Annotated in this window: 19 protein-coding genes; 11 read left to right on the forward strand and 8 right to left on the reverse strand. The window is 72.0% G+C overall.

The window, feature by feature from the left end; all coding sequences use genetic code 11:
- Positions 1-140 precede the first annotated feature (140 nt).
- Positions 141-767 carry a TetR/AcrR family transcriptional regulator gene (locus ACZOOI_RS32995; RefSeq protein ID WP_465283228.1) on the forward strand — a complete coding sequence of 209 codons (627 nt, stop codon included), beginning with the start codon at positions 141-143 and terminating at the stop codon, positions 765-767.
- An 84-nt stretch (positions 768-851) separates the two neighbouring features.
- Here ACZOOI_RS32995 and ACZOOI_RS33000 read toward each other — a convergent pair whose 3' ends face one another.
- Positions 852-1,352: an Lrp/AsnC family transcriptional regulator gene (locus ACZOOI_RS33000; protein WP_465283229.1), complete on the reverse strand. Its 501-nt coding sequence runs from the start codon at positions 1,350-1,352 to the stop codon at positions 852-854.
- Between the two features lie 120 nt (positions 1,353-1,472).
- Here ACZOOI_RS33000 and pdhA point away from each other — a divergent pair, with 120 nt between their 5' ends.
- The 3 genes from pdhA to ACZOOI_RS33015 are packed head-to-tail and all read left to right on the forward strand — an operon-like array spanning position 1,473 to position 5,132.
- On the forward strand, positions 1,473-2,588 hold the full coding sequence (gene pdhA, locus ACZOOI_RS33005; protein WP_465283230.1) for a pyruvate dehydrogenase (acetyl-transferring) E1 component subunit alpha: 1,116 nt from the start codon (positions 1,473-1,475) through the stop codon (positions 2,586-2,588).
- Position 2,589: 1 nt separating this feature from the next.
- Positions 2,590-3,606 carry an alpha-ketoacid dehydrogenase subunit beta gene (locus ACZOOI_RS33010; RefSeq protein WP_391583404.1) on the forward strand — a complete coding sequence of 339 codons (1,017 nt, stop codon included), beginning with the start codon at positions 2,590-2,592 and terminating at the stop codon, positions 3,604-3,606.
- The gene (locus ACZOOI_RS33015; RefSeq protein WP_465283231.1) at positions 3,603-5,132 is read left to right on the forward strand and encodes a dihydrolipoamide acetyltransferase family protein; all 1,530 of its coding nucleotides are present in this window, start codon (positions 3,603-3,605) and stop codon (positions 5,130-5,132) included. The genes ACZOOI_RS33010 and ACZOOI_RS33015 overlap by 4 nt, the downstream gene beginning before the upstream one ends.
- Before the next feature lie 44 nt (positions 5,133-5,176).
- Here ACZOOI_RS33015 and ACZOOI_RS33020 read toward each other — a convergent pair whose 3' ends face one another.
- The 4 genes from ACZOOI_RS33020 to ACZOOI_RS33035 form a co-directional block, all read right to left on the reverse strand.
- On the reverse strand, positions 5,177-5,764 hold the full coding sequence (locus tag ACZOOI_RS33020; RefSeq protein WP_465283232.1) for a TetR/AcrR family transcriptional regulator: 588 nt from the start codon (positions 5,762-5,764) through the stop codon (positions 5,177-5,179).
- Between the two features lie 289 nt (positions 5,765-6,053).
- Positions 6,054-6,464 carry an ester cyclase gene (locus ACZOOI_RS33025; protein WP_465283233.1) on the reverse strand — a complete coding sequence of 137 codons (411 nt, stop codon included), beginning with the start codon at positions 6,462-6,464 and terminating at the stop codon, positions 6,054-6,056.
- 138 nt (positions 6,465-6,602) lie between these two features.
- A complete protein-coding gene (locus ACZOOI_RS33030) occupies positions 6,603-6,740 on the reverse strand; it encodes a hypothetical protein (protein WP_465283234.1) in 138 nt (45 codons plus the stop codon).
- Between the two features lie 61 nt (positions 6,741-6,801).
- On the reverse strand, positions 6,802-7,425 hold the full coding sequence (locus ACZOOI_RS33035; RefSeq protein ID WP_465283235.1) for a TetR/AcrR family transcriptional regulator: 624 nt from the start codon (positions 7,423-7,425) through the stop codon (positions 6,802-6,804).
- Between the two features lie 241 nt (positions 7,426-7,666).
- Between ACZOOI_RS33035 and ACZOOI_RS33040 the strand changes: the two genes are divergently transcribed.
- The gene (locus ACZOOI_RS33040) at positions 7,667-8,494 is read left to right on the forward strand and encodes an EamA family transporter (protein WP_465283236.1); all 828 of its coding nucleotides are present in this window, start codon (positions 7,667-7,669) and stop codon (positions 8,492-8,494) included.
- A 310-nt stretch (positions 8,495-8,804) separates the two neighbouring features.
- On the opposite strand, the gene ACZOOI_RS33045 is transcribed toward ACZOOI_RS33040, so the two are convergent.
- Positions 8,805-9,506: a class I SAM-dependent methyltransferase gene (locus ACZOOI_RS33045; RefSeq protein ID WP_465283237.1), complete on the reverse strand. Its 702-nt coding sequence runs from the start codon at positions 9,504-9,506 to the stop codon at positions 8,805-8,807.
- 298 nt (positions 9,507-9,804) lie between these two features.
- On the opposite strand from ACZOOI_RS33045, the gene ACZOOI_RS33050 reads away from it, so the two are divergent.
- Positions 9,805-10,869, forward strand: coding sequence for a DNA alkylation repair protein (locus tag ACZOOI_RS33050; RefSeq protein ID WP_465283238.1), 1,065 nt, complete (start codon positions 9,805-9,807; stop codon positions 10,867-10,869).
- 163 nt (positions 10,870-11,032) lie between these two features.
- Here the strand turns inward: ACZOOI_RS33050 and ACZOOI_RS33055 are convergent, their stop codons facing one another.
- Positions 11,033-11,689, reverse strand: a complete 657-nt coding sequence (locus ACZOOI_RS33055; protein ID WP_465283239.1) for a maleylpyruvate isomerase N-terminal domain-containing protein — start codon at positions 11,687-11,689, stop codon at positions 11,033-11,035.
- A 434-nt stretch (positions 11,690-12,123) separates the two neighbouring features.
- On the opposite strand from ACZOOI_RS33055, the gene gcvH reads away from it, so the two are divergent.
- The 5 genes from gcvH to ACZOOI_RS33080 all read left to right on the forward strand — a co-directional run bounded on the left by gcvH (position 12,124) and on the right by ACZOOI_RS33080 (position 14,900).
- Positions 12,124-12,516: a glycine cleavage system protein GcvH gene (gcvH, locus tag ACZOOI_RS33060; protein ID WP_465283240.1), complete on the forward strand. Its 393-nt coding sequence runs from the start codon at positions 12,124-12,126 to the stop codon at positions 12,514-12,516.
- A 395-nt stretch (positions 12,517-12,911) separates the two neighbouring features.
- Positions 12,912-13,241, forward strand: coding sequence for a DUF6087 family protein (locus ACZOOI_RS33065; protein ID WP_465283241.1), 330 nt, complete (start codon positions 12,912-12,914; stop codon positions 13,239-13,241).
- A 224-nt stretch (positions 13,242-13,465) separates the two neighbouring features.
- The gene (locus ACZOOI_RS33070) at positions 13,466-13,645 is read left to right on the forward strand and encodes a CopG family transcriptional regulator (protein ID WP_465283242.1); all 180 of its coding nucleotides are present in this window, start codon (positions 13,466-13,468) and stop codon (positions 13,643-13,645) included.
- A 1-nt stretch (position 13,646) separates the two neighbouring features.
- The gene (locus ACZOOI_RS33075) at positions 13,647-13,991 is read left to right on the forward strand and encodes a VOC family protein (protein WP_465283243.1); all 345 of its coding nucleotides are present in this window, start codon (positions 13,647-13,649) and stop codon (positions 13,989-13,991) included.
- A 27-nt stretch (positions 13,992-14,018) separates the two neighbouring features.
- Positions 14,019-14,900, forward strand: coding sequence for a class I SAM-dependent methyltransferase (locus tag ACZOOI_RS33080; RefSeq protein ID WP_465283244.1), 882 nt, complete (start codon positions 14,019-14,021; stop codon positions 14,898-14,900).
- A gap of 109 nt (positions 14,901-15,009) precedes the next feature.
- Here the strand turns inward: ACZOOI_RS33080 and ACZOOI_RS33085 are convergent, their stop codons facing one another.
- Positions 15,010-17,466: a tetratricopeptide repeat protein gene (locus ACZOOI_RS33085; protein ID WP_465283245.1), complete on the reverse strand. Its 2,457-nt coding sequence runs from the start codon at positions 17,464-17,466 to the stop codon at positions 15,010-15,012.
- Positions 17,467-17,609: the final 143 nt, after the last annotated feature.

Genomic DNA, 17,609 nt, shown 5'->3' on the forward strand with positions numbered 1-17,609 from the left:
GTCCGGCGGACGTTACCGAATGTTCGGTCGGTTAACAAGGCGGTGGATGTGCCCGAAAGGCTCACCGGCAGGCTGCGCCGGGTGCGCGAACTGCGGCGATCGCGATCGTGGTGACCCGGGGCTGCTGACACAATGACCCGGTGAGCAGTGCACCCGTACACAGGAACACCGGCCGCGTGGGCCGCCCCGGCTACGATCGCGACTCGCTGCTGGAGGTGGCGGTGGCCGCGTTCAACGAGCGTGGCTACGACGGCACCGGCATGGAGGAGTTGGCCAAGCGCCTGGGCCTGAGCAAGTCGAGCATCTACCACCACGTCTCGGGCAAGGAGGAGCTGCTCGGCCTGGCCCTGGGACGCGCCCTGGACGCCCTGTTCGCGGTTCTGGACGAGATCCCCGAGCCCGACACCTCGGCCACCGCCCGCCTGGAACACGTGGTGCACCGCAGCGTCGAGGTCCTGGCCGCCGAACTGCCTTACGTCACCCTGCTGTTGCGTGTGCGCGGCAACAGCGTCGTGGAGCGCCGGGCGCTGGACAAGCGCCGCGAGTTCGACCGTCGCGTCGCCGAACTGGTCACCCGCGCCGCGGCCGAGGGCGGCGTGCGCGCCGACGTCGACCCGCACCTGACCAGCCGGCTGCTGTTCGGCACCGTCAACTCCCTGGTCGAGTGGTACCGCCCGGACGGCGACCTGCCGGTGTCCGCCCTGGCCGGCGCCCTGACCACGGTCCTGTTCGACGGCCTGCGCGCCGCGCCCGGCAGGCGGCCCTAACCGGCTACGCGGCGGGCCGTGACCCACCGGCGGCACCGCCGGGTCCGGCGCGACATCGATCCGGATTCGAGCCCGCGGGCGTGCTCACGCCTCCCAGACGGCGCCGCGGCCCGGCGCCTCCTCGAAGACCAGCCACGTGCGGGTGGAGCGCACGTTGGGGATGCTCTGGATCTGCTCCAGGACCACGTCGCGCAGCACGGTGTTGTCCGGGGTGCGGACCAGGGCCAGGACGTCGTAGTCGCCGCCGACCAGGGCCAGGTGCTCGATGTAGGGGATCTCGCGCAGGCGTTCGCCGACCGCGCGCCAGGCGTTCTGCTGGATGGTGACGGTGACGTACGCGGTCGTGCCCAGGCCCACCCGCTGCGGGTTCAGGCGTGTGGTGAAGCCGGAGATCGTGCCGTCCTCGACCATGCGACCGATGCGGGCGTAGGCGTTGGCGCGGGAGATGTGGATGCGCTCGGCGAGAGCGCGCACGGATATCCGTCCGTCCGCGACGAGTTCGGCGATGATCGCGCGATCGGTGGCATCCGGGCCGCCGGCCAAACGTCCCGGCTCGGGACCCGTCGATGCTTCATCCTCGGACATTCGGCTCCCATGAGTGTCTGATCGCGACAGTTTATCGCACGATTCCGGAAATCCTTGAACAGAACTTCGACCGGATGGAGCATTCACCTGTCAAATGTCCAACGAAAGCGAGCGTCTTCGATGTCTCCGATATCCGCGACGGCCCTGCGCCGGGCGATGCAGAGCTTCCTTCCCTCGCTCGCCCCGGTGCGCTTCGTCGCCGAGGACGGCACGGCCGCGCCGGAGCCCGCCGGATACCCCGCCCCGGACGACGCGCACCTGCGCGAGGCCTACCGGCGGATGGTGCTCGGGCGCCGGTTCGACACCCAGGCCACCGCGCTCACCAAGCAGGGCCGACTGGCCGTGTACCCCTCCAGCCGCGGCCAGGAGGCCTGCCAGATCGCCGGCGTGCTCGCGCTGCGCGAGGACGACTGGCTGTTCCCGACCTACCGCGACTCGGTGGCCCTGGTCTCGCGCGGCGTGGACCCCGTCGAGGTGCTGACGCTGCTGCGCGGGGACTGGCACTGCGGTTACGACCCGGTGGCCACCCGGGTGGCGCCGCAGTGCACGCCGTTGGCCACCCAGGTGCTGCACGCCACCGGCATGGCCGAGGCGATGCGGCGCAGGGGCGAGGACCGGGTGGCGATGGCGTTCATCGGCGACGGCGGCACCAGTGAGGGGGACTTCCACGAGGCGCTCAACTTCGCGGCGGTCTTCCGCGCGCCGGTGGTGTTCTTCGTACAGAACAACAAATACGCCATCTCGGTGCCGCTCGCCCGGCAGAGCGCCGCGCCCGCGCTGGCCTACAAGGGCGTCGGATACGGCGTGCGCTCCGAACAGGTCGACGGCAACGACCTGGTGGCGGTGCTGGCGGTGCTGACCGCGGCGGTCGCCCACGCCCGCGCCGGGAACGGCCCGTTCCTGGTGGAGGCGCACACCTACCGCATGGACGCGCACACCAACGCCGACGACGCGACGCGCTACCGCGACGCGGCCGAGGTGGAGACCTGGCGCGCGGCCGACCCGCTGGCCCGCCTGGAGGCTCACCTGCGCGGACGCGGCCTGCTCACGGACGAGGACGTCGCGGCCGACCGGGACGCCGCCGAGGCGTTCGCCGCCGACCTGCGCACCCGGATGAACATCGACCGCGAGGCCGACCCGCTCGAACTGTTCGACCACGTCTTCGCCGAACCGACCCCGCAACTGCGCGAGCAACGTGCCCTGCTCGCCGCCGAATCCGCTGCCCAGGAGGACTGAGATGGCGACCCTCACGATGGCCCGAGCGCTGAACACCGCGCTACGCGACGCGTTGACGGCGGACGAACGGGTGCTGATCTTCGGTGAGGACGTCGGCCCGCTCGGCGGCGTCTTCCGCATCACCGACGGCCTCACCCGCGACTTCGGCGAGGAGCGCTGCTTCGACACCCCGCTCGCCGAGGCCGGCATCGTCGGCCTGGCCGTCGGCATGGCGATGGGCGGCTTCAGGCCCGTGGTGGAAATGCAGTTCGACGCCTTCGCCTACCCCGCCTTCGAACAGATCGCCTCGCACGTCGCGAAGCTGCGCAACCGCACCCGCGGCCGGCTCACCCTGCCGATGGTGATCCGCATCCCGTACGCGGGCGGCATCGGCGGCGTCGAACACCACTGCGATTCGAGCGAGGCGTACTACGCCCACACGCCCGGGTTGAAGGTGGTCACCCCGGCGACGCCCGAGGATGCCTACTGGCTGCTGCGCGATGCGATCGAGGATCCGGATCCGGTGGTGTTCCTGGAGCCGAAGAAGTTGTACTGGGCGAAGGCGGAGGTCGACGTCGCCGCGCGCGGCGCCCGCGAGTTCGGTCGCGCGGTCGTGCGCCGCGAAGGCTCGGACGCGACGCTGGTGGCGTACGGGCCGTCGGTGCCGGTGGCGTTGGAAGCGGCGGAGGCGGCGGCGCTGGAGGGCCGCAGCCTGGAGGTCGTGGACCTGCGCACGCTCGTGCCCTTCGACGACGACACGGTGGCCGCGTCGGTGCGCCGCACCGGGCGCTGTGTGGTGATCCAGGAGGCCCAGGGCTTCGCGGGGATGGGAGCCGAGATCGCGGCCCGGGTGCAGGAGCGTTGTTTCCACTCGCTGGCCGCGCCGGTGTTGCGCGTGGCCGGCTTCGACATCCCCTACCCGCCGCCGAAGCTGGAGCATGCGCACCTGCCGGGAGTGGATCGTGTGTTGGACGCCGTGGACCGGCTCCAGTTCGACGACACCCCGGACGTGCGGCACCTCGTCAAGGGGGCGGCGTGAACACCGACACGCTCCGGGCGCAGGTCTTCCTCCTGCCGGATCTGGGCGAGGGCTTGACCGAGGCCGAGATCGTCGAGTGGAAGGTCGCCGTCGGCGACACGGTGGACGTCGACCACATCGTGGTCGAGGTCGAGACCGCCAAGGCCGCCGTCGAGGTGCCCGTGCCGTACGCGGGCACGGTGTTGTGCCTGCACGCCGAGGCCGGCACGGCGCTCGCGGTGGGCCGGCCGCTGATCACGGTCGGCGCGGCGGGCGGGGGAATCGGCGGGGATCTTGGGGGTGTTGGGTCCGAGGGCGTTGGCTCCGGTGGTGGGGACTCCGGTGCCGTGGGTTCTCGCGCGGGGGACCCTCGTGTCGCGAATCCCGGTGCTGCGAATCCCGATGTTCCGAATCTTGATGGTGCGAGTCCCGGCGTTGCGAGTCCCGGTGCCCTGGACGCCGGTGCTGCGGACCGCTATCGCGAGGAGGAGCAGGCGGGCTCCGGCAATGTCCTGATCGGCTACGGCACCGGCCATGCACCGGCATCCCGGCGGCGGCGTCGAGGCCCGGCCTCCCGCGCCGCCGCCCTGCCGGGCCCGCGAGTCGGCGACCGGTCCGCACCGAGGCGGGAGGTAAGGCCCGCCGGCGACCATGCGCCGGCACCGGATTCGGGCCGGGCATGCCTGGTCATCTCCCCGCTGGTACGCAGGCTGGCCCGTGACCACGGCATCGAGCTCACCCGGCTGACCCCCGAGGGCGCCGACGGCATCGTCCGCCGCGTCGACGTGGAACAGGCCATCGCCCGGGAGCGGCAGGCGAGTTCGCCCGCTCCGGGCGAACCGCTCGGCGCCCCGGGCGTGGAGCGCATCCCACTGCGCGGCATCCGTCGTGCGGTCGCGCACAAGCTCGCGCGCAGTCGGGCCGAGATCCCGGACGCGACGACCTGGGTGGACGTGGACGCCACCGCGCTGCTGGCGGCCAAGGACGTGCTCCAGGCCGCGCAACCGGAGCAGCGGATCGGCCTGTTGGCGATCCTGACCCGGATCTGCGTCGCGGGCCTGCGGCGCTTCCCGGCACTGAACTCCAGCGTGGACACCGCCCGCGAGGAGATCGTGCGCTTTTCGCACGTGAACGTGGGCTTCGCCGCGCAGACCGAGCGCGGCCTGGTCGTGCCCGTGGTGCGCAACGCTCACACCTTGACGACCGCGCAACTCGCCGCCGAGCTGGCCCGGTTGACCGCGCTGGCCCGCACCGGCAGCCTGCCGCCCGAAGCGCTGACCGGGGGCACGTTCACGCTCAACAACTACGGCGTGTTCGGCGTGGACGGCTCGACCCCGATCATCAACCATCCCGAGGCCGCGCTGCTGGGGGTCGGCCGCATCGTCGACAAGCCCTGGGTCGTCGACGGCGCGCTCGCCGTACGCAAGGTCACCCAACTGTCGTTGAGCTTCGACCACCGGGTCTGCGACGGAGGCGTGGCGGGCGGCTTCCTGCGGTACGTGGCCGACTGCGTCGAACGCCCGGCGACACTGCTGGCCGACCTCTGAGCGCTCCCCCGCCCTGCCGGCGCGGCCCCGTCGGGGTGGGGGCGTCAGTGGAGGAGCAGGCCGGCGAGGAGGAGTTCGACCATGCGGCGGGCGTCGTAGCGGGAGTCCTTGTTCGCGCCGATGCACAGGTTGCCGACGGCGAACATCAGCTCGAAGGCCCGGATGTCGGGGCGGATCTCGCCCGCCGCCGCTGCGGCGTCGAGCAGGTCGGCGCAGACGGGCACGAGGCGGTCGATGAAGTAGGAGTGCAGGGTCGCGAAGCCGGCGTCGTCGGACTGTAGCGCCTCGGCGAGGCCGTGCTTGGTGACCAGGAAGTCGACGAAGAGGTCGATCCAGCGGGTCAAAGCGGTGTGCGGTGACGTGCCGCCCGCCAGCAGGGCCGGGCCCGCCTCGGCGCACGCCTCGACCTGGTGTCGGTAGACGGCGACGACGAGGTCGGCCCGCGTCGGGAAGTGGCGGTAGATCGTGGCGACGCCCACGCCGGCCCTGGCGGCGATGTCGCGCACGGGCACATCGACGCCGGACGCGACGAAGGCCGCGCCGGCCGCTTCCAGCAGGGTCTCCTCGTTGCGCCGGGCGTCGGCCCGCTTCCTGGGGACCGCCGATCCCGATTCGCTGCCGATGTCGGGCATTGTGCGATTGCCTCCGTCGTTCGGTTGCCGACCAGACCATTGTTCCGCGCCGTCGATACCGGAACAGTGATCCGTTTGTCCATGATGTCAGAACCTGCGTCCCGTGACCATGCACGCCGCACCGGCTCGCGTGTGCACTCCCGGTGCGGGCGACAGGGATCGGCGGGATCGGGGTCGGGCGGGAGGCCCGGCCGCCGCGCCGCGTCGCGCTTTCCCGGCCCGGAACGTGCCTGCGACGACCGGGAGTTGCCGGCAGTGAGGCAGTGCGGCGGACGGTCGGGCGAGGAGCTCAGTCCGCCGGCGCGCCCAGGGCGGCCATCATCCCGAGGCCGTCCGAGACCACCCAGTACTCGGCGAACCGGCCGTCGGCGACGCGGAAGATGTCGTGCCCGACGAAGGAGGTCTTCGTACCCGCCGGGACCGTGGTACCGGGGATTCCGCCGCGGTATTCACCGTGGAAGGTCCACCGGGCGGAGACCATGTCGCCGCTGACGAGCGGGCCGAGGTCGAGCGTGTTCTCGATCGAGCCGAAGTAGGTGTGCGATTGGCGCACCTGTTCGACGAAGCCCTGGGGGCCGTGCACGTCGAAGGCGGGCCAGTGGCCGACGGCGTCGGGGGTGAGGATCTCCTCGGCGAGGCGGAAGTCGCCTTCCCACAGATCGAAGAGCCAACGGCGATAAAGCCGTGCGATATCAGTCATTGCACCAGCATGTGCAGGAGGAAAAAGAGCGTCAACCGCAGGCCGCACCCGGCCTTTGGAGGCCGGTACCCGTCCGGGCGCCGGCCTCGAACGAGCACTCGGGACCGCCGAGTGGGACGGTCGCCGGGCGCGTCGGGTTCAGGTGTAACTCCGGTCCGCCCGGAACGCGTCGGCCAACCGGCCGCAGCGGGCGGGTACTTCCTCACCCGAGTGCGGCGCCGAGGGCAGGGCGAGGATGCGAGGCATCAGGTCGATCAGGATCAGTGCAGTGGTCACGCGGATGATCGTAGGCCGGGGTCGCGGAACGTCGTCGGGTCGTCGGTTGTGGCAGTGGGAATCAGCGGCCGTTCGCGATCAGTCGGGCCGCCACGGCTCGGCCGTGGGCGAGCGGGTCCGGTTCCCACCCGCGCAACAGGCCGGCCATCGCGCCGTCGTACACGAGCAGTACGTCCGCGGCCAGGGCGGCGGGGTCCGGGCCGCCGACCGCGTCCGCGAGCAGGGTCAGCCTGGTGCCGAGCAGCGCCGACTCCGCGGCGAGTACCGCATGGGCGGGGTGCTCCGGCGACGGGAGTTCGGTGCCCGTCGCGAGGAAGGCGCAGCCGCGTGCGGGGATGTGGCGGTTGCGGTAGGTGGCGACGGCGTCGAAGAGTGCCAGCAGCTTGCCGGCGGGGGTGTCCGCGGCGTCCACGGCCTCCTGCCAGATCCGGTCCCAGCGATCCAGGCGGCGTTGCAGCGCGGCGGCGATCAGACCGTCCTTGCCGCCGAAGTGTGCGTAGAGCGTGCCGGGCGAGACGTGGGCCTGCTCCAGGACTCGATCGACGCTCGTTCGAGCGATGCCGTCGCGGTAGAAGAGCTCGTCGGCGGCGTCGAGCAGCCGGGTTCTGGGGGGCGCGTCCGGTGTCGGTGCGGAGTGGTCGGCGGGGTCGGAGGCGGCGGGGTCGGGCCGGGAGTCCTGTGCCATGCCCGTACTATAACGCTCGTTATACCGAAACGATCGTTACGACGGTGGGGGCGTCGATGTCGGGCCGGGTCATCGCACCGGCCGAGGGGTGGATATGGCAGGCACCTTGGGAGCAGGAACAGGCCCGGGAACAGCCTCGGGAACAGGAACAGGAACAGGAGCAGGGTCGGGACCGGGATCGAGGGGGTCGAGGGCCGAGGCGGGGTCGGGGTCCCCTCGGCGGGGTCCGTTCGTCGGTGCCGTGTTGGTGCTCGTCAGCTGTCTGGGTGTGCAGACCTCGGCCGCGCTCTCGTCGGGGCTCTTCGGCGCGTTGAGCGTGCCGGCCGTGGCAGGACTGCGGCAGGCGACCGCCGCGCTCGTCCTGTGCGCGCTGGTGCGGCCGAGGGTGCGCCGGCGTGGTCGGGGCGAATGGGCGGCAATCCTCGCGTACGGATCGGCGATGGCCGGCATGAATGTGGCGTTCTACGGTGCGGTGGACCGGCTGCCGCTCGGCGTCGCGGCCGCCCTGTTGTTCCTGGGGCCGTTCACGGTCGCGGTCGCTTCGGTCCGGACCCGGCGCGACGCGCTGTTTCCCCTGGTCGGCCTGGTGGGCGTCGTGCTGGTCACTCGGCCCGGCGGGGGTGTCGAGTGGCTCGGGATCGGCTTCGGGTTGCTCTCCGCACTCGCGCTGGCGCTCTACACCGTGTTCGCGCAGCGAGTCGGCCGGGCCGACCCGGGATTGCACGGCCTCGGCCTGTCCGTGGCGGTTTCGGCGGTGCTGTTGCTGCCCTTCTCCGGGCCCGCCGTACCGCGGGTGGAGGCAGGTCAGTGGGCCCTGGTCGGCCTGTCCGGCGTCCTGGGAGTGGCGCTGGCCTTCACGCTCGACTTCACCGCCGTCAGACTCGCCGGCGCTCCGGTGGTGGCAACCCTGTTCGCCCTCGACCCGGTGGTGGGGACCCTGGTGGGCGTCACAGCCCTCGGCGAGGACCTGCCCCCGTCCGCACTCGCCGGTATCACGTTGATCGTCGCGTCCGGCGCAGCGGTCACATGGCGCGCGGGGGCACCGCCGTCGGCCGACGGGAACGCTTGACGGTGTCCCCCGCAACCAAGCCGTCCGCCGCTACGGGCGAGCGCCGCACACGTCGGGTCAGCGGTCTGCGGCGGGTTGCCCTGGGTCAGTCGGGTGCGGAGGGTTTCGGCGAACTCCTCGGCGCGACCGAGTTGTACGCGCAGCTTGTCGACCTGTGCGGCGGCGGCCTGCTCGTAGATGCGTACGCGTTTTGGCGCTCGATCGCCCCGAAGACCCTGCGGCGCATGCCCACGGGCGAGATCACCGTCGTGCTCGTCACCGTCGCGCGGCGAAGAAAGCCCGCACCCGCCGGGTTACGCAGCCTCGGTCGTCACGTCTCGCCCGCCACGCCGGCGGCCGGGGCGCCGGTGGCCGGAGCCTCGGGGCGTACGGCGGTGCCGAGGATGTGGCTCGCCGCAGGTGTCGGGACCCGCGTGTCCGGAAACGCGAAGCGGTCCAGCTCGGTGATCGCGAAGCCGGCCCGGCGGATCGCGGCCTCGGTGTCCCGCCCGGTGTGACAGCCTCCGCACAGCAGCGGCCACACCGTCGCGTCCACCACCCGCTGCACCCGCCGCATCCGCGTACTGCGCGCCCGCACGTGCTCGAAGAACCGCAGCCGACCACCCGGCCGCAACACCCGGTACGCCTCGCCAAGGGCCGCATGCGGGTCGGGCACCGAACACAGCGTCAGACAGAACACCACGGCATCGAATGCCCCGTCCTCGAACGGCAGCCCATCCGCCAGCCCGTCCCGGACGTCCACCGGCACCGCCGCACCCCGGGCGGCCTCGACGGCCAATGCCCGCAGTCGCGGCTCCGGTTCGACCGCCACCACGCGCGCCACCGACGACGGGTAGTGCCCGAAGTTCGCGCCGTGCCCCGCACCGATTTCCAACACCTCACCGGCCAGGCCGCGCAGCAGTCGGCTGCGGTGCTCCCCGACGCCCGCCTTCTCCAGCCCCGGTCCCGCCACATTCGCGTAGAACCGCGCGAACACCGGCCTCCGCACCGCCTGAGCCTGCGACCTCGGCATCCCCTGGCCACCACCTTCCCTGCAACCGCGCGGCCACCACGCCGATACCGGCCGACACCCGGCGAACTCCATGCACGATAACGCGGTGACGGCGCCGGCGGGGCCCGGCGCTCCCGGCCGAGCCGTCCGGCGGCGATACCGGCTTCGCCTCCCCCACCGGCACGCGGCCGCCGAACCGGACCGGCTCCCACCGAACGCGCGGTCGGGAGCGTCCTCCGTCTCCGCGTCGGCAGCCGCCGGCCCGCGAACACGGCCACGAATCGGGCCGATGTCGGACCGGGCCGGCACCGTGGCCCGCATGGCCCCACCGCTCAAGGACATGATCAACGCGACCTCCGTCGCCACGCTGGCCGACGGAGTCGCCGCTGCCCGCGGCGTCTTCCCCCGCGACCGCTTCGTCGCCCGCGCCCTCGCCGGGCTGGACGGGCTGGAGCTCAAGGCCCGTGTCGGCCATGTCGCCCGCGCCCTGCACGCGAGCCTGGACCTGCCCTTTCCGCAGGCCGCGCCGGTCCTGCGCGAGGCCACGACGCACACCGACCTGGACATGTGGAGCGGCTGGCCCGCCACCGACTACGTCGCCACCCACGGCGTCGAGCACCTCGACGAGGCCATGCACACCCTCGCCGTGATCACCCCGTTCGCCACGGCCGAGTTCGCGGTACGCCCCTACCTCGACCGCTATGAGGACATCGCGCTGAAGATCGTCCGGGACTGGGCCGACGACCCCGACGAGCACCTGCGTCGCCTCGCGTCCGAGGGCACCCGCCCGCGGCTGCCCTGGGGTGCGCGCGTGCGCCGGCTGATGTCTCCCGGCCCGACCCTGCCGATCCTGGAGCGGCTGCGCGACGACCCGAGCGAGTACGTACGCCGCTCGGTCGCCAACCACGTCAACGACATCGCCAAGGACCATCCCGACACCGCGCTGGCCATGCTGCGCCGCTGGCAGGCCGAGGGCGGCGAGCACACCGACCGGGTCGTGCGCCACGCCGCCCGGGGTCTGCTGCGGGCGGGCCATCCCGAGGCCCTCGGCCTGGTGGGTGCGGCGCACGGCAGCGGCACGGTGGAATCGCTGGTGGTCGCGGACACCGTCGTGATCGGCGACCGTCTCCCGTTCACCGTCACCGTGCGCGCCGAGGAGCCCGGACCGCTGCTGCTGAAGTACGCGGTCTGCCGCGACGGTTCCCGTCGGGTGTTCCACCTGGCCGAGCGGGTCGCGCAGGGCGCCGGGGACACGTTCACGCTCGCCAGGGCACATTCGTTCCGCCCGGTGACCACGCGCGCCGAACCGCCCGGCCCGCGCGACCTGGAGATGATCGTCAACGGCGAGGTCCGCGCCACGGCGCCGTTCACGCTGCTCCCCTGACGCCCGCCGCACGGCGCCCGGCACACGTCGTCCTCTCCCCCGTCGTCCCTCGGCCGACGCGCCGCTGACGACCACCGAGCGCGCGGCCGTGTTCGAGCGGCGTCGCCGGGGCCCGTATCGCCGTCCCGCCCGTCGGCCCGAGACACCCCCTCCGGCCGGGCAATCAGCCCAGATAGAGCGGGAATTGCGCCGCCGTCTCGCCCAGTTCGGCCTGCTCCGCGTCGGTCGGGGCGCGCCGTCCGGTGCCGATCAGCAGCGCGTCCTTGTCCGAGAACGACGCGGGGAACGCCGCCCCCGCGATCCTCTCCAGCAGCTCGCGCGTGCGGGCAAGACCCTCCGCGGGCGGCTCGGCGGCCTCCGGCAGGTGCGCGATCAGGTCGAGGTGGTGCAGGGTCCACTCCAGGATATACGCGTCGAGATAGTCGCCGGCGGTGAGAACCTGGTCCTGCGTACTCACCCGCAGGCCCGGATCGGCCAGTTCGGCGGCTCGGCCGGCGGCGGAACCCACGTCGTCCAGGTGGAACTTGAGCAGCCCCGGCTCCCGGTACGCGGCGGCCAGTCGCACGATCAGCGCGTCGAGCGGGTCCTCGCCCGTCGGCGGCGTTTGCGCGACGTGCCAGTAGGTCACCGCATCCCGGGTCGGCTCGGTGTTGGCCGGGGTCACGAGAGTGATCAGGACATCCTGCGCGTCGATGACCAGGTGGCACACCAGATCCCGCACAAGCCAGCCGGCACAGCCGGACGGCCGCGCGAAATCCTCGTCCCGAAGCTCGGCAACCGCCCGGCGCAACGCCGTCCACGAACGTGAGAAGAGATCCACGGCCGCAAGCTAGCAGCGCCCCATCCAGCCCAGCGACCCATTTCCCGGCCCCCCGACGAGTCTGCACGTTCAGAGCGCAAGGGCAGGATTGGGGGACGGCAGCGGTGATCGATCTCGTGCCGCTTGGCCGCGCCCTGTTTGCACATGCCGACCGGCCGGGGAGAGACCTCGCTCCGAGCGTCCTCGTCGTCCGCCCCCGTGCGCCCCGCCGTCCGCGTCGTCCTCCGCCCCGCACGCTACGGGAGACCCTGAACCGCGGCGTCCGGCGCGGTGACGACCGCTGCGAACATCGCCCCGCTCCCCCGCCGCGCGCCGGAGGCTCAGTGACCCACCCATTCGGGTGAACATCCCACCGAACTCGGGGCGTTTATAGCAAGCTCGGCGATGGTGCCGATCGGTGACGGCGCCTCGGCCGCAACCTCCCGGAGGCCCTCATGAACCCGGAAGACCTGAAGTACACCAAGGACCACGAGTGGGTGCGATCGCTCGGCGACGGGCGGGTGGCCGTCGGGATCACCGCATTCGCACAGAAACAGCTCGGCGACGTCGTCTTCGTCGAACTGCCTTCGGTGAACGACCGGTTCGAGACGAGCGAACCGTTCGGCTCGGTGGAGTCCGTCAAGGCGGTGACCGAGGTCTACATGCCGCTCTCCGGCACGGTCACCGCCGTCAACCCCGGCCTCGGCGATTCACCGGAGGACGTCAACACCGACCCCTACGGCGACGGATGGATGATCGAGATCACCCTCGCCAAGGGCGACGAGATGGCGGATCTGCTCACGGCCCGTGAGTACGAGGACTACATCAAGGCCGAGTCCGCCGACTGATGCCCCCGGCCGCCGGGGCAGGGCACTCTCGACCGGGCGACCGGCAACCGGCAACCGGCCCCGCCCTGTCCTGCCCGGATACTCGCTCGCCTGCTTGCAGATATCAGCCACGTCGAAGCCGTGAACCTCCGCCCTCGACCCGCAGTTCGGCCTGGTCGGCGGCCGCCCGGGCCTTCGTGAGCCGGCCTGCGTTCCATCGCGCGAGACCTCGGCAGAGCCGACGTCGGGCTAGGCGGTCGGCGGCACGAACGGGTCGTGGTCCGTACCGTCGAGCGGCGGTGCCGCGGGTCGGCGCGTACCACTCTCGGTTGGAATTCGTGCGATCGGCGCTCGGGAGGCCGCCCGCCCGGATAGGTTCTGGTCGAAAGTGCCACGGGTAGCCATGGAGAGAGCGCGTGAGCGAGGACGAATCCCTGGAGCGGTGGGCCGAGCGCCGCGCGCAGCGGCTCCGCCCGGTCGGCGAGCGCAAGGCGGTCCATCTCGTCGGCCCACCACGCGCCCCGCACGTCGACCGCGAGTCGCCGCGCGTCGTCCTGGAATGGGACGGATACCAGTGGGTCACCCTCGCGGTCGTGGCGAACTACGTCGAGGCCGCCCGCCTGCTCTACCCGGGCGCTCAGGAACGAGCGCTCGGCAACGACGATCCGTCGGAGCGGCAATCCGAGTCGTCCGAGCGCCGGGCCCGACTCGGCCCGGGCCCGGGCAGGCATCGCAAGTCCCCCTGAACGCCGGTTCCCGACCCTGAGGTCGGGGAGCCGGCCGAGCGCGTCCGGCCCCGTCGAGGCCACCGGCGCGTGCTCCCGATGTCCGTCGGCAGTTCGTTCGCCCCGGCACCTGGCGACGCTGCACGGCACACGACCCGACACCGGCCCCGCCTTCCGCGCGCGACCCGCCCCCGATCCGGGAGAGCACGCCGGCATCTAGGTTATTAGTTTGCTAGCATCACCTCGTGGGCGACGAAGATGTGAAGCAATTCAACGTCTACCTGCCGATCGGATTGATCAAGCAGGTCAAGCACCGTGCCATCGATTCGGAGCTGTCGCTGTCGGCGCTGGTCGCCGCCGCGTTGCGTGCCTACCTCGACGACACCCGACCCGAACGAGAGCCATCGTCCGAGAAGGAGAGTTGACATGACCACCGAAGGCATCGAGGCCGTGTTCCTGGAGACGCACAACTGGGGCAGGGCGGCCAAGTTCTTCCAGGGTCTGGGATACGAGCTGGAGTTCTCGACCGATCACAACTCCGGTCAACTCCGCAACGGCGACGGCCCCTACGTGTTCATCGCCGAGGTCCCGCAGGACCAGGAACCCGGAATGCGGCTCGTCCTGAAGGTGCCGGATGCGGATGCGTTCAGCCCCGCCGCCGGCACGGAGGTGGTCACGGCGTTCGAGGACACCCACTACGGAACCAGGGAAATGGTCGTGCGCGACCCCGACGGTCGTCTGTGGAACCTCCAGGCTCCGGCGCAGCAGTGATCCCGAACATCGGAGAGGGAGCTCGCGATGGTTGACGAACGAACCGCGGCACGCCCGGACAACACCGCGGCACGCCCGGACAGTACGGCGGTACGGACCGCCCTGTGGCGGGCCCTGCACGTCCGGATCGACACGCCGCCGTACGTCCTGGAGGACGAGGTCGGCCTGCAACTGGCCGATCCCGGCGACGACTGGCTCCGCCGCGGGGACATGGATCCGACCCTGACCGAGTGGTTCCGGGCGGCGATCGTGGCCCGGGCCCGCTTCATCGAGGACCTGGTGGTGGAAGAGGCCGTTCGGGGCGTCGACCAATACGTCATTCTCGGAGCCGGCCTGGACACCTTCGCGCAGCGCAGACCGGAAATCGGCTCCCGCCTGCGGGTGTTCGAGGTCGACCAGGCCGAACCGCAGGCCTGGAAGCGCCGTCGGCTGGTCGAACTCGGCTTCGGCGTCCCGGACTGGCTGCGGCTGGTTCCGGTCGACTTCGAGGCGAGCGGGTCGTGGTGGGATCGGCTGACGGCCGCCGGTTTCGACGCCGACCGGCCGGCGGTGGTGGTCTCCACGGGCGTCGCGCTGTACCTGACCAAGGAGGCGAACGCCGCCACGCTGCGCCAACTCGCCTCACTCGCCCCGGGATCCACGCTGGCCATGACGTTCCAGCTGCCGCCGGAACTGCTCGACGCGGACAAGCGCGCCGGGTTCGAGGTGGCGGTGAAGGGTGCCAGGGAGTCCGGAACGCCGTTCGTCAGCTTCTTCGCCCCGGAGGAGATGTTGGCACTGGCCCGCGAGGCCGGCTTCCCGGACGCCCGGCACGTATCGGCAGCCGACCTCAACGACCGATACTTCGCCGACCGCCCGGACGGCCTTCGCACGTCGAGCGGGGAGGAACTCCTGGTGGCAACCACCTGATCCCCCCTCGGCCGCCCTCCCGGGCAGCCCGGCGGCTCGCGGAGTCCGCCGAGCCGGGCGCAGGTCCATGCGGGACCTGCGCCCGCCCGATTCCCCGGCTCGGGAGCGATCAGTGGGCCACGGCGTCCAGTTCCCGCAGGACGGCCAGTCCCGCCCCGCGGTGTTCGGCGGCCGTGGCCGGATCCGCCTCTTCGAGCAGGACGGCAATGCCCTCGTGCGCCCGGGCCTCCTCGTGCCGGTATCCCAGGGTCGGCGCCGCCTCCAACGCCTGTCGGTGCAGCCGCAACGCCTCGTCGGGCAGGCCCGCGAGCCGGCAGGTCTCGGCGTAGTCGTTGAGGAAGCGGATCTTCCAGTGTTCCTCGAACAGTTCGTCCAGCAGCGCGAACGCCTCCCGGTGACTGGTCAGCGCCTCCTCGTGACGGCCCATCCGACGCAGCGCGACGCCCAGGCAGTTCAGGCACCACGCCTCGTTGTTCAGGTGCTTGTCGGCGCGGGCCGATTCCAGCGCCCGGCGCAGGTGTTCCGCCGCCTCGTCGGGTTCGTCGCCGGCGATGGCCACGCCGAGGGTGATCCGGGCGGTCAGGGTGGGCGGCCAGGCGGGGTCGGGGTGCGGCATGTCCAGGACGTCGCGGGCGCGTTGCGCCGCCTCCTCGCGGTGTCCCAGTTGCAGCATCGCCCACGCCTCGGATGCGGCCGCATGCGCCGCCCCGGCCGGGCAACCGGCCGTCTCGTACGCCTGTCCCGCCGTCCGGAAGAGTTCGAGCGGCTCTTGGACGTATCCCTGATCCCACCTCAGATAGCCGCGGCGCATGGCCAGTTCGGCCCGAGCCCCGACGGTCCCGGCCCGGGACAGGGACGGTTCCGCGGCCTCGTACGCGGCGTCGGCCTCGGCCATCCGTCCCGCGTTGTAGCGCGCGAATCCCAGGTCGCTGTGCGCCTCGCCCAGGTGCAGTGGATCGTCCAGGCGCTGCGCGGCGGCCAAGGAGCGCTCGAAGAGGTGGTTGAGATGCGTCGTGCCGCAGCGTCGCGCGAAATATGCGCGCATGAAACGCGGCAGTTCGCAGACGTGCGCGTCGGCCCCGGTGGCGTCGGCGATCTCGAAGACGGCGATCAGGTTCTCGTATTCCGCGACGAGCCAAGCGAAGGCCGCGTTCTTGTCGGCGAATCGGGGCAGTTCGGCCGGGGCTCGGCCCGCGGTGGCCGGTCGGCCGGGTGCCAGGAACGCCATCGCCTCGTCGGCGGCGGCGGTGGCGTGTACGTAGTAGTCGAGCATCCGGCCCAGCGCGCGTTCGCGCGCGATCGCCGAGTCCTGCTGCGCACCGGCCCGACGCGCGTGCTCGCGCACCAGGTCGTGCAGTCGGTAGCGGTCCGCGGTCGGCTGCTGGACGAGATGCGCGTCGAGCAGGTCTTCGAGGATGGCCCGGGCGCTGCTCACCGGGACGTCCGCCACGGCCGCGACCACGTACTCGTCGAAGGTCGATCCGGGCAACAGACCGAGCATGCGGAACAGACGGGCCTGGGGGCCGGGCAACTGCCGTACCGACATCGCGAACGCGGCGTCGAACTCACCGGTCCCCTGGGACAACCGGTCGACCAGGACCCCCACGGTCCAGCCCGGCCGGTGGCGCAACCGGGCCGCGGCCAGCCGCAGGGCCAGCGGCAGATGGCCGCACAGGCGCAACACCTCGGCGGCGGACTCCGGCTCGCGGGCCAATCGACCGTCCGCGCCGCCGGGATCACCGCTCGCGCGGGCCAGGAGTTCGGCGCTTTCCTGCGGACTGAGCACGTCCAGCGACACCGGGGGGACCTCGTCCAGGCCCAGGAGTCGGTTGCGGCTGGTGATCAGGGCGACGGAGGGGCCGGCGCCGGGCAGCAGCGGACGGACCTGGTCGGCGTCGACGGCGTTGTCCAGGACCACGACGGCGCGGCGGTGGGCCAGTTCCGACCGCCAGCATGCGGCCAGTTGTTCGACGCCCTCCTGGGGGACCCGCTCGGAGGGGACGTCGAGCGCGCCGAGCAGCATGCGCAGCGCGGAGCCGGAATCGAGCGGCTCCCGGCCCTCGGTGAAGCCGTGCAGGTCCACGTAGAGCTGGGCGTCGGGGTAGTCGGCGGCGAGCCGGTGGGCGGCGTGTACCGCCAGGGTGGTCTTGCCGACGCCTGCCATGCCGTCGACGGCGACCACCCGGTGGCTGTCGACTGCGGCGAGTATCGCGCCGAGCGAGGCATGGCGTCCGGTGAAGTCCGGGACGTCGCGCGGCAGGTCGTTGCGGGGCGTGGGCCGGCCCTGGCGGCTGGTCCGGGGCGGTGCGGGGAGGGGGTTCGAGCAGCGTTCCCACAGGGGGCGCAGCGGGCGGGGGTCGCGCTTGACGAGCCGGCAGAGCGCGATCACCGCGGGCCAGGGCGGCACGGTTTGCCCGCTGAGGTAGCGCGAGAGGGACGAGGAGCTGAGGCCGGCGTCGCGTGCCAGGGCCCGTACACCGAGGCCGGAGAGCTCCTGGAGCAGACGCAGCCGGGCCGCCAGTTCGTCCTGCGGCTCGGCCTTGTCGGTCTGCGGTCGCACATCCATCGGATCCTGCCTTCCTGTCCCGTCCCGGTGAGAGCTTTCCGGGTCGAGTTTTCGCTGTTCACGGCCGTTCCGGCTGTCCCACGGCGTCCCATCGAGGTCGTCGTGGCACGCCGGTTCGGCTGTCATGGATTCAACACCCCGGG

The organism is Embleya sp. L77 (genome assembly GCF_055557415.1).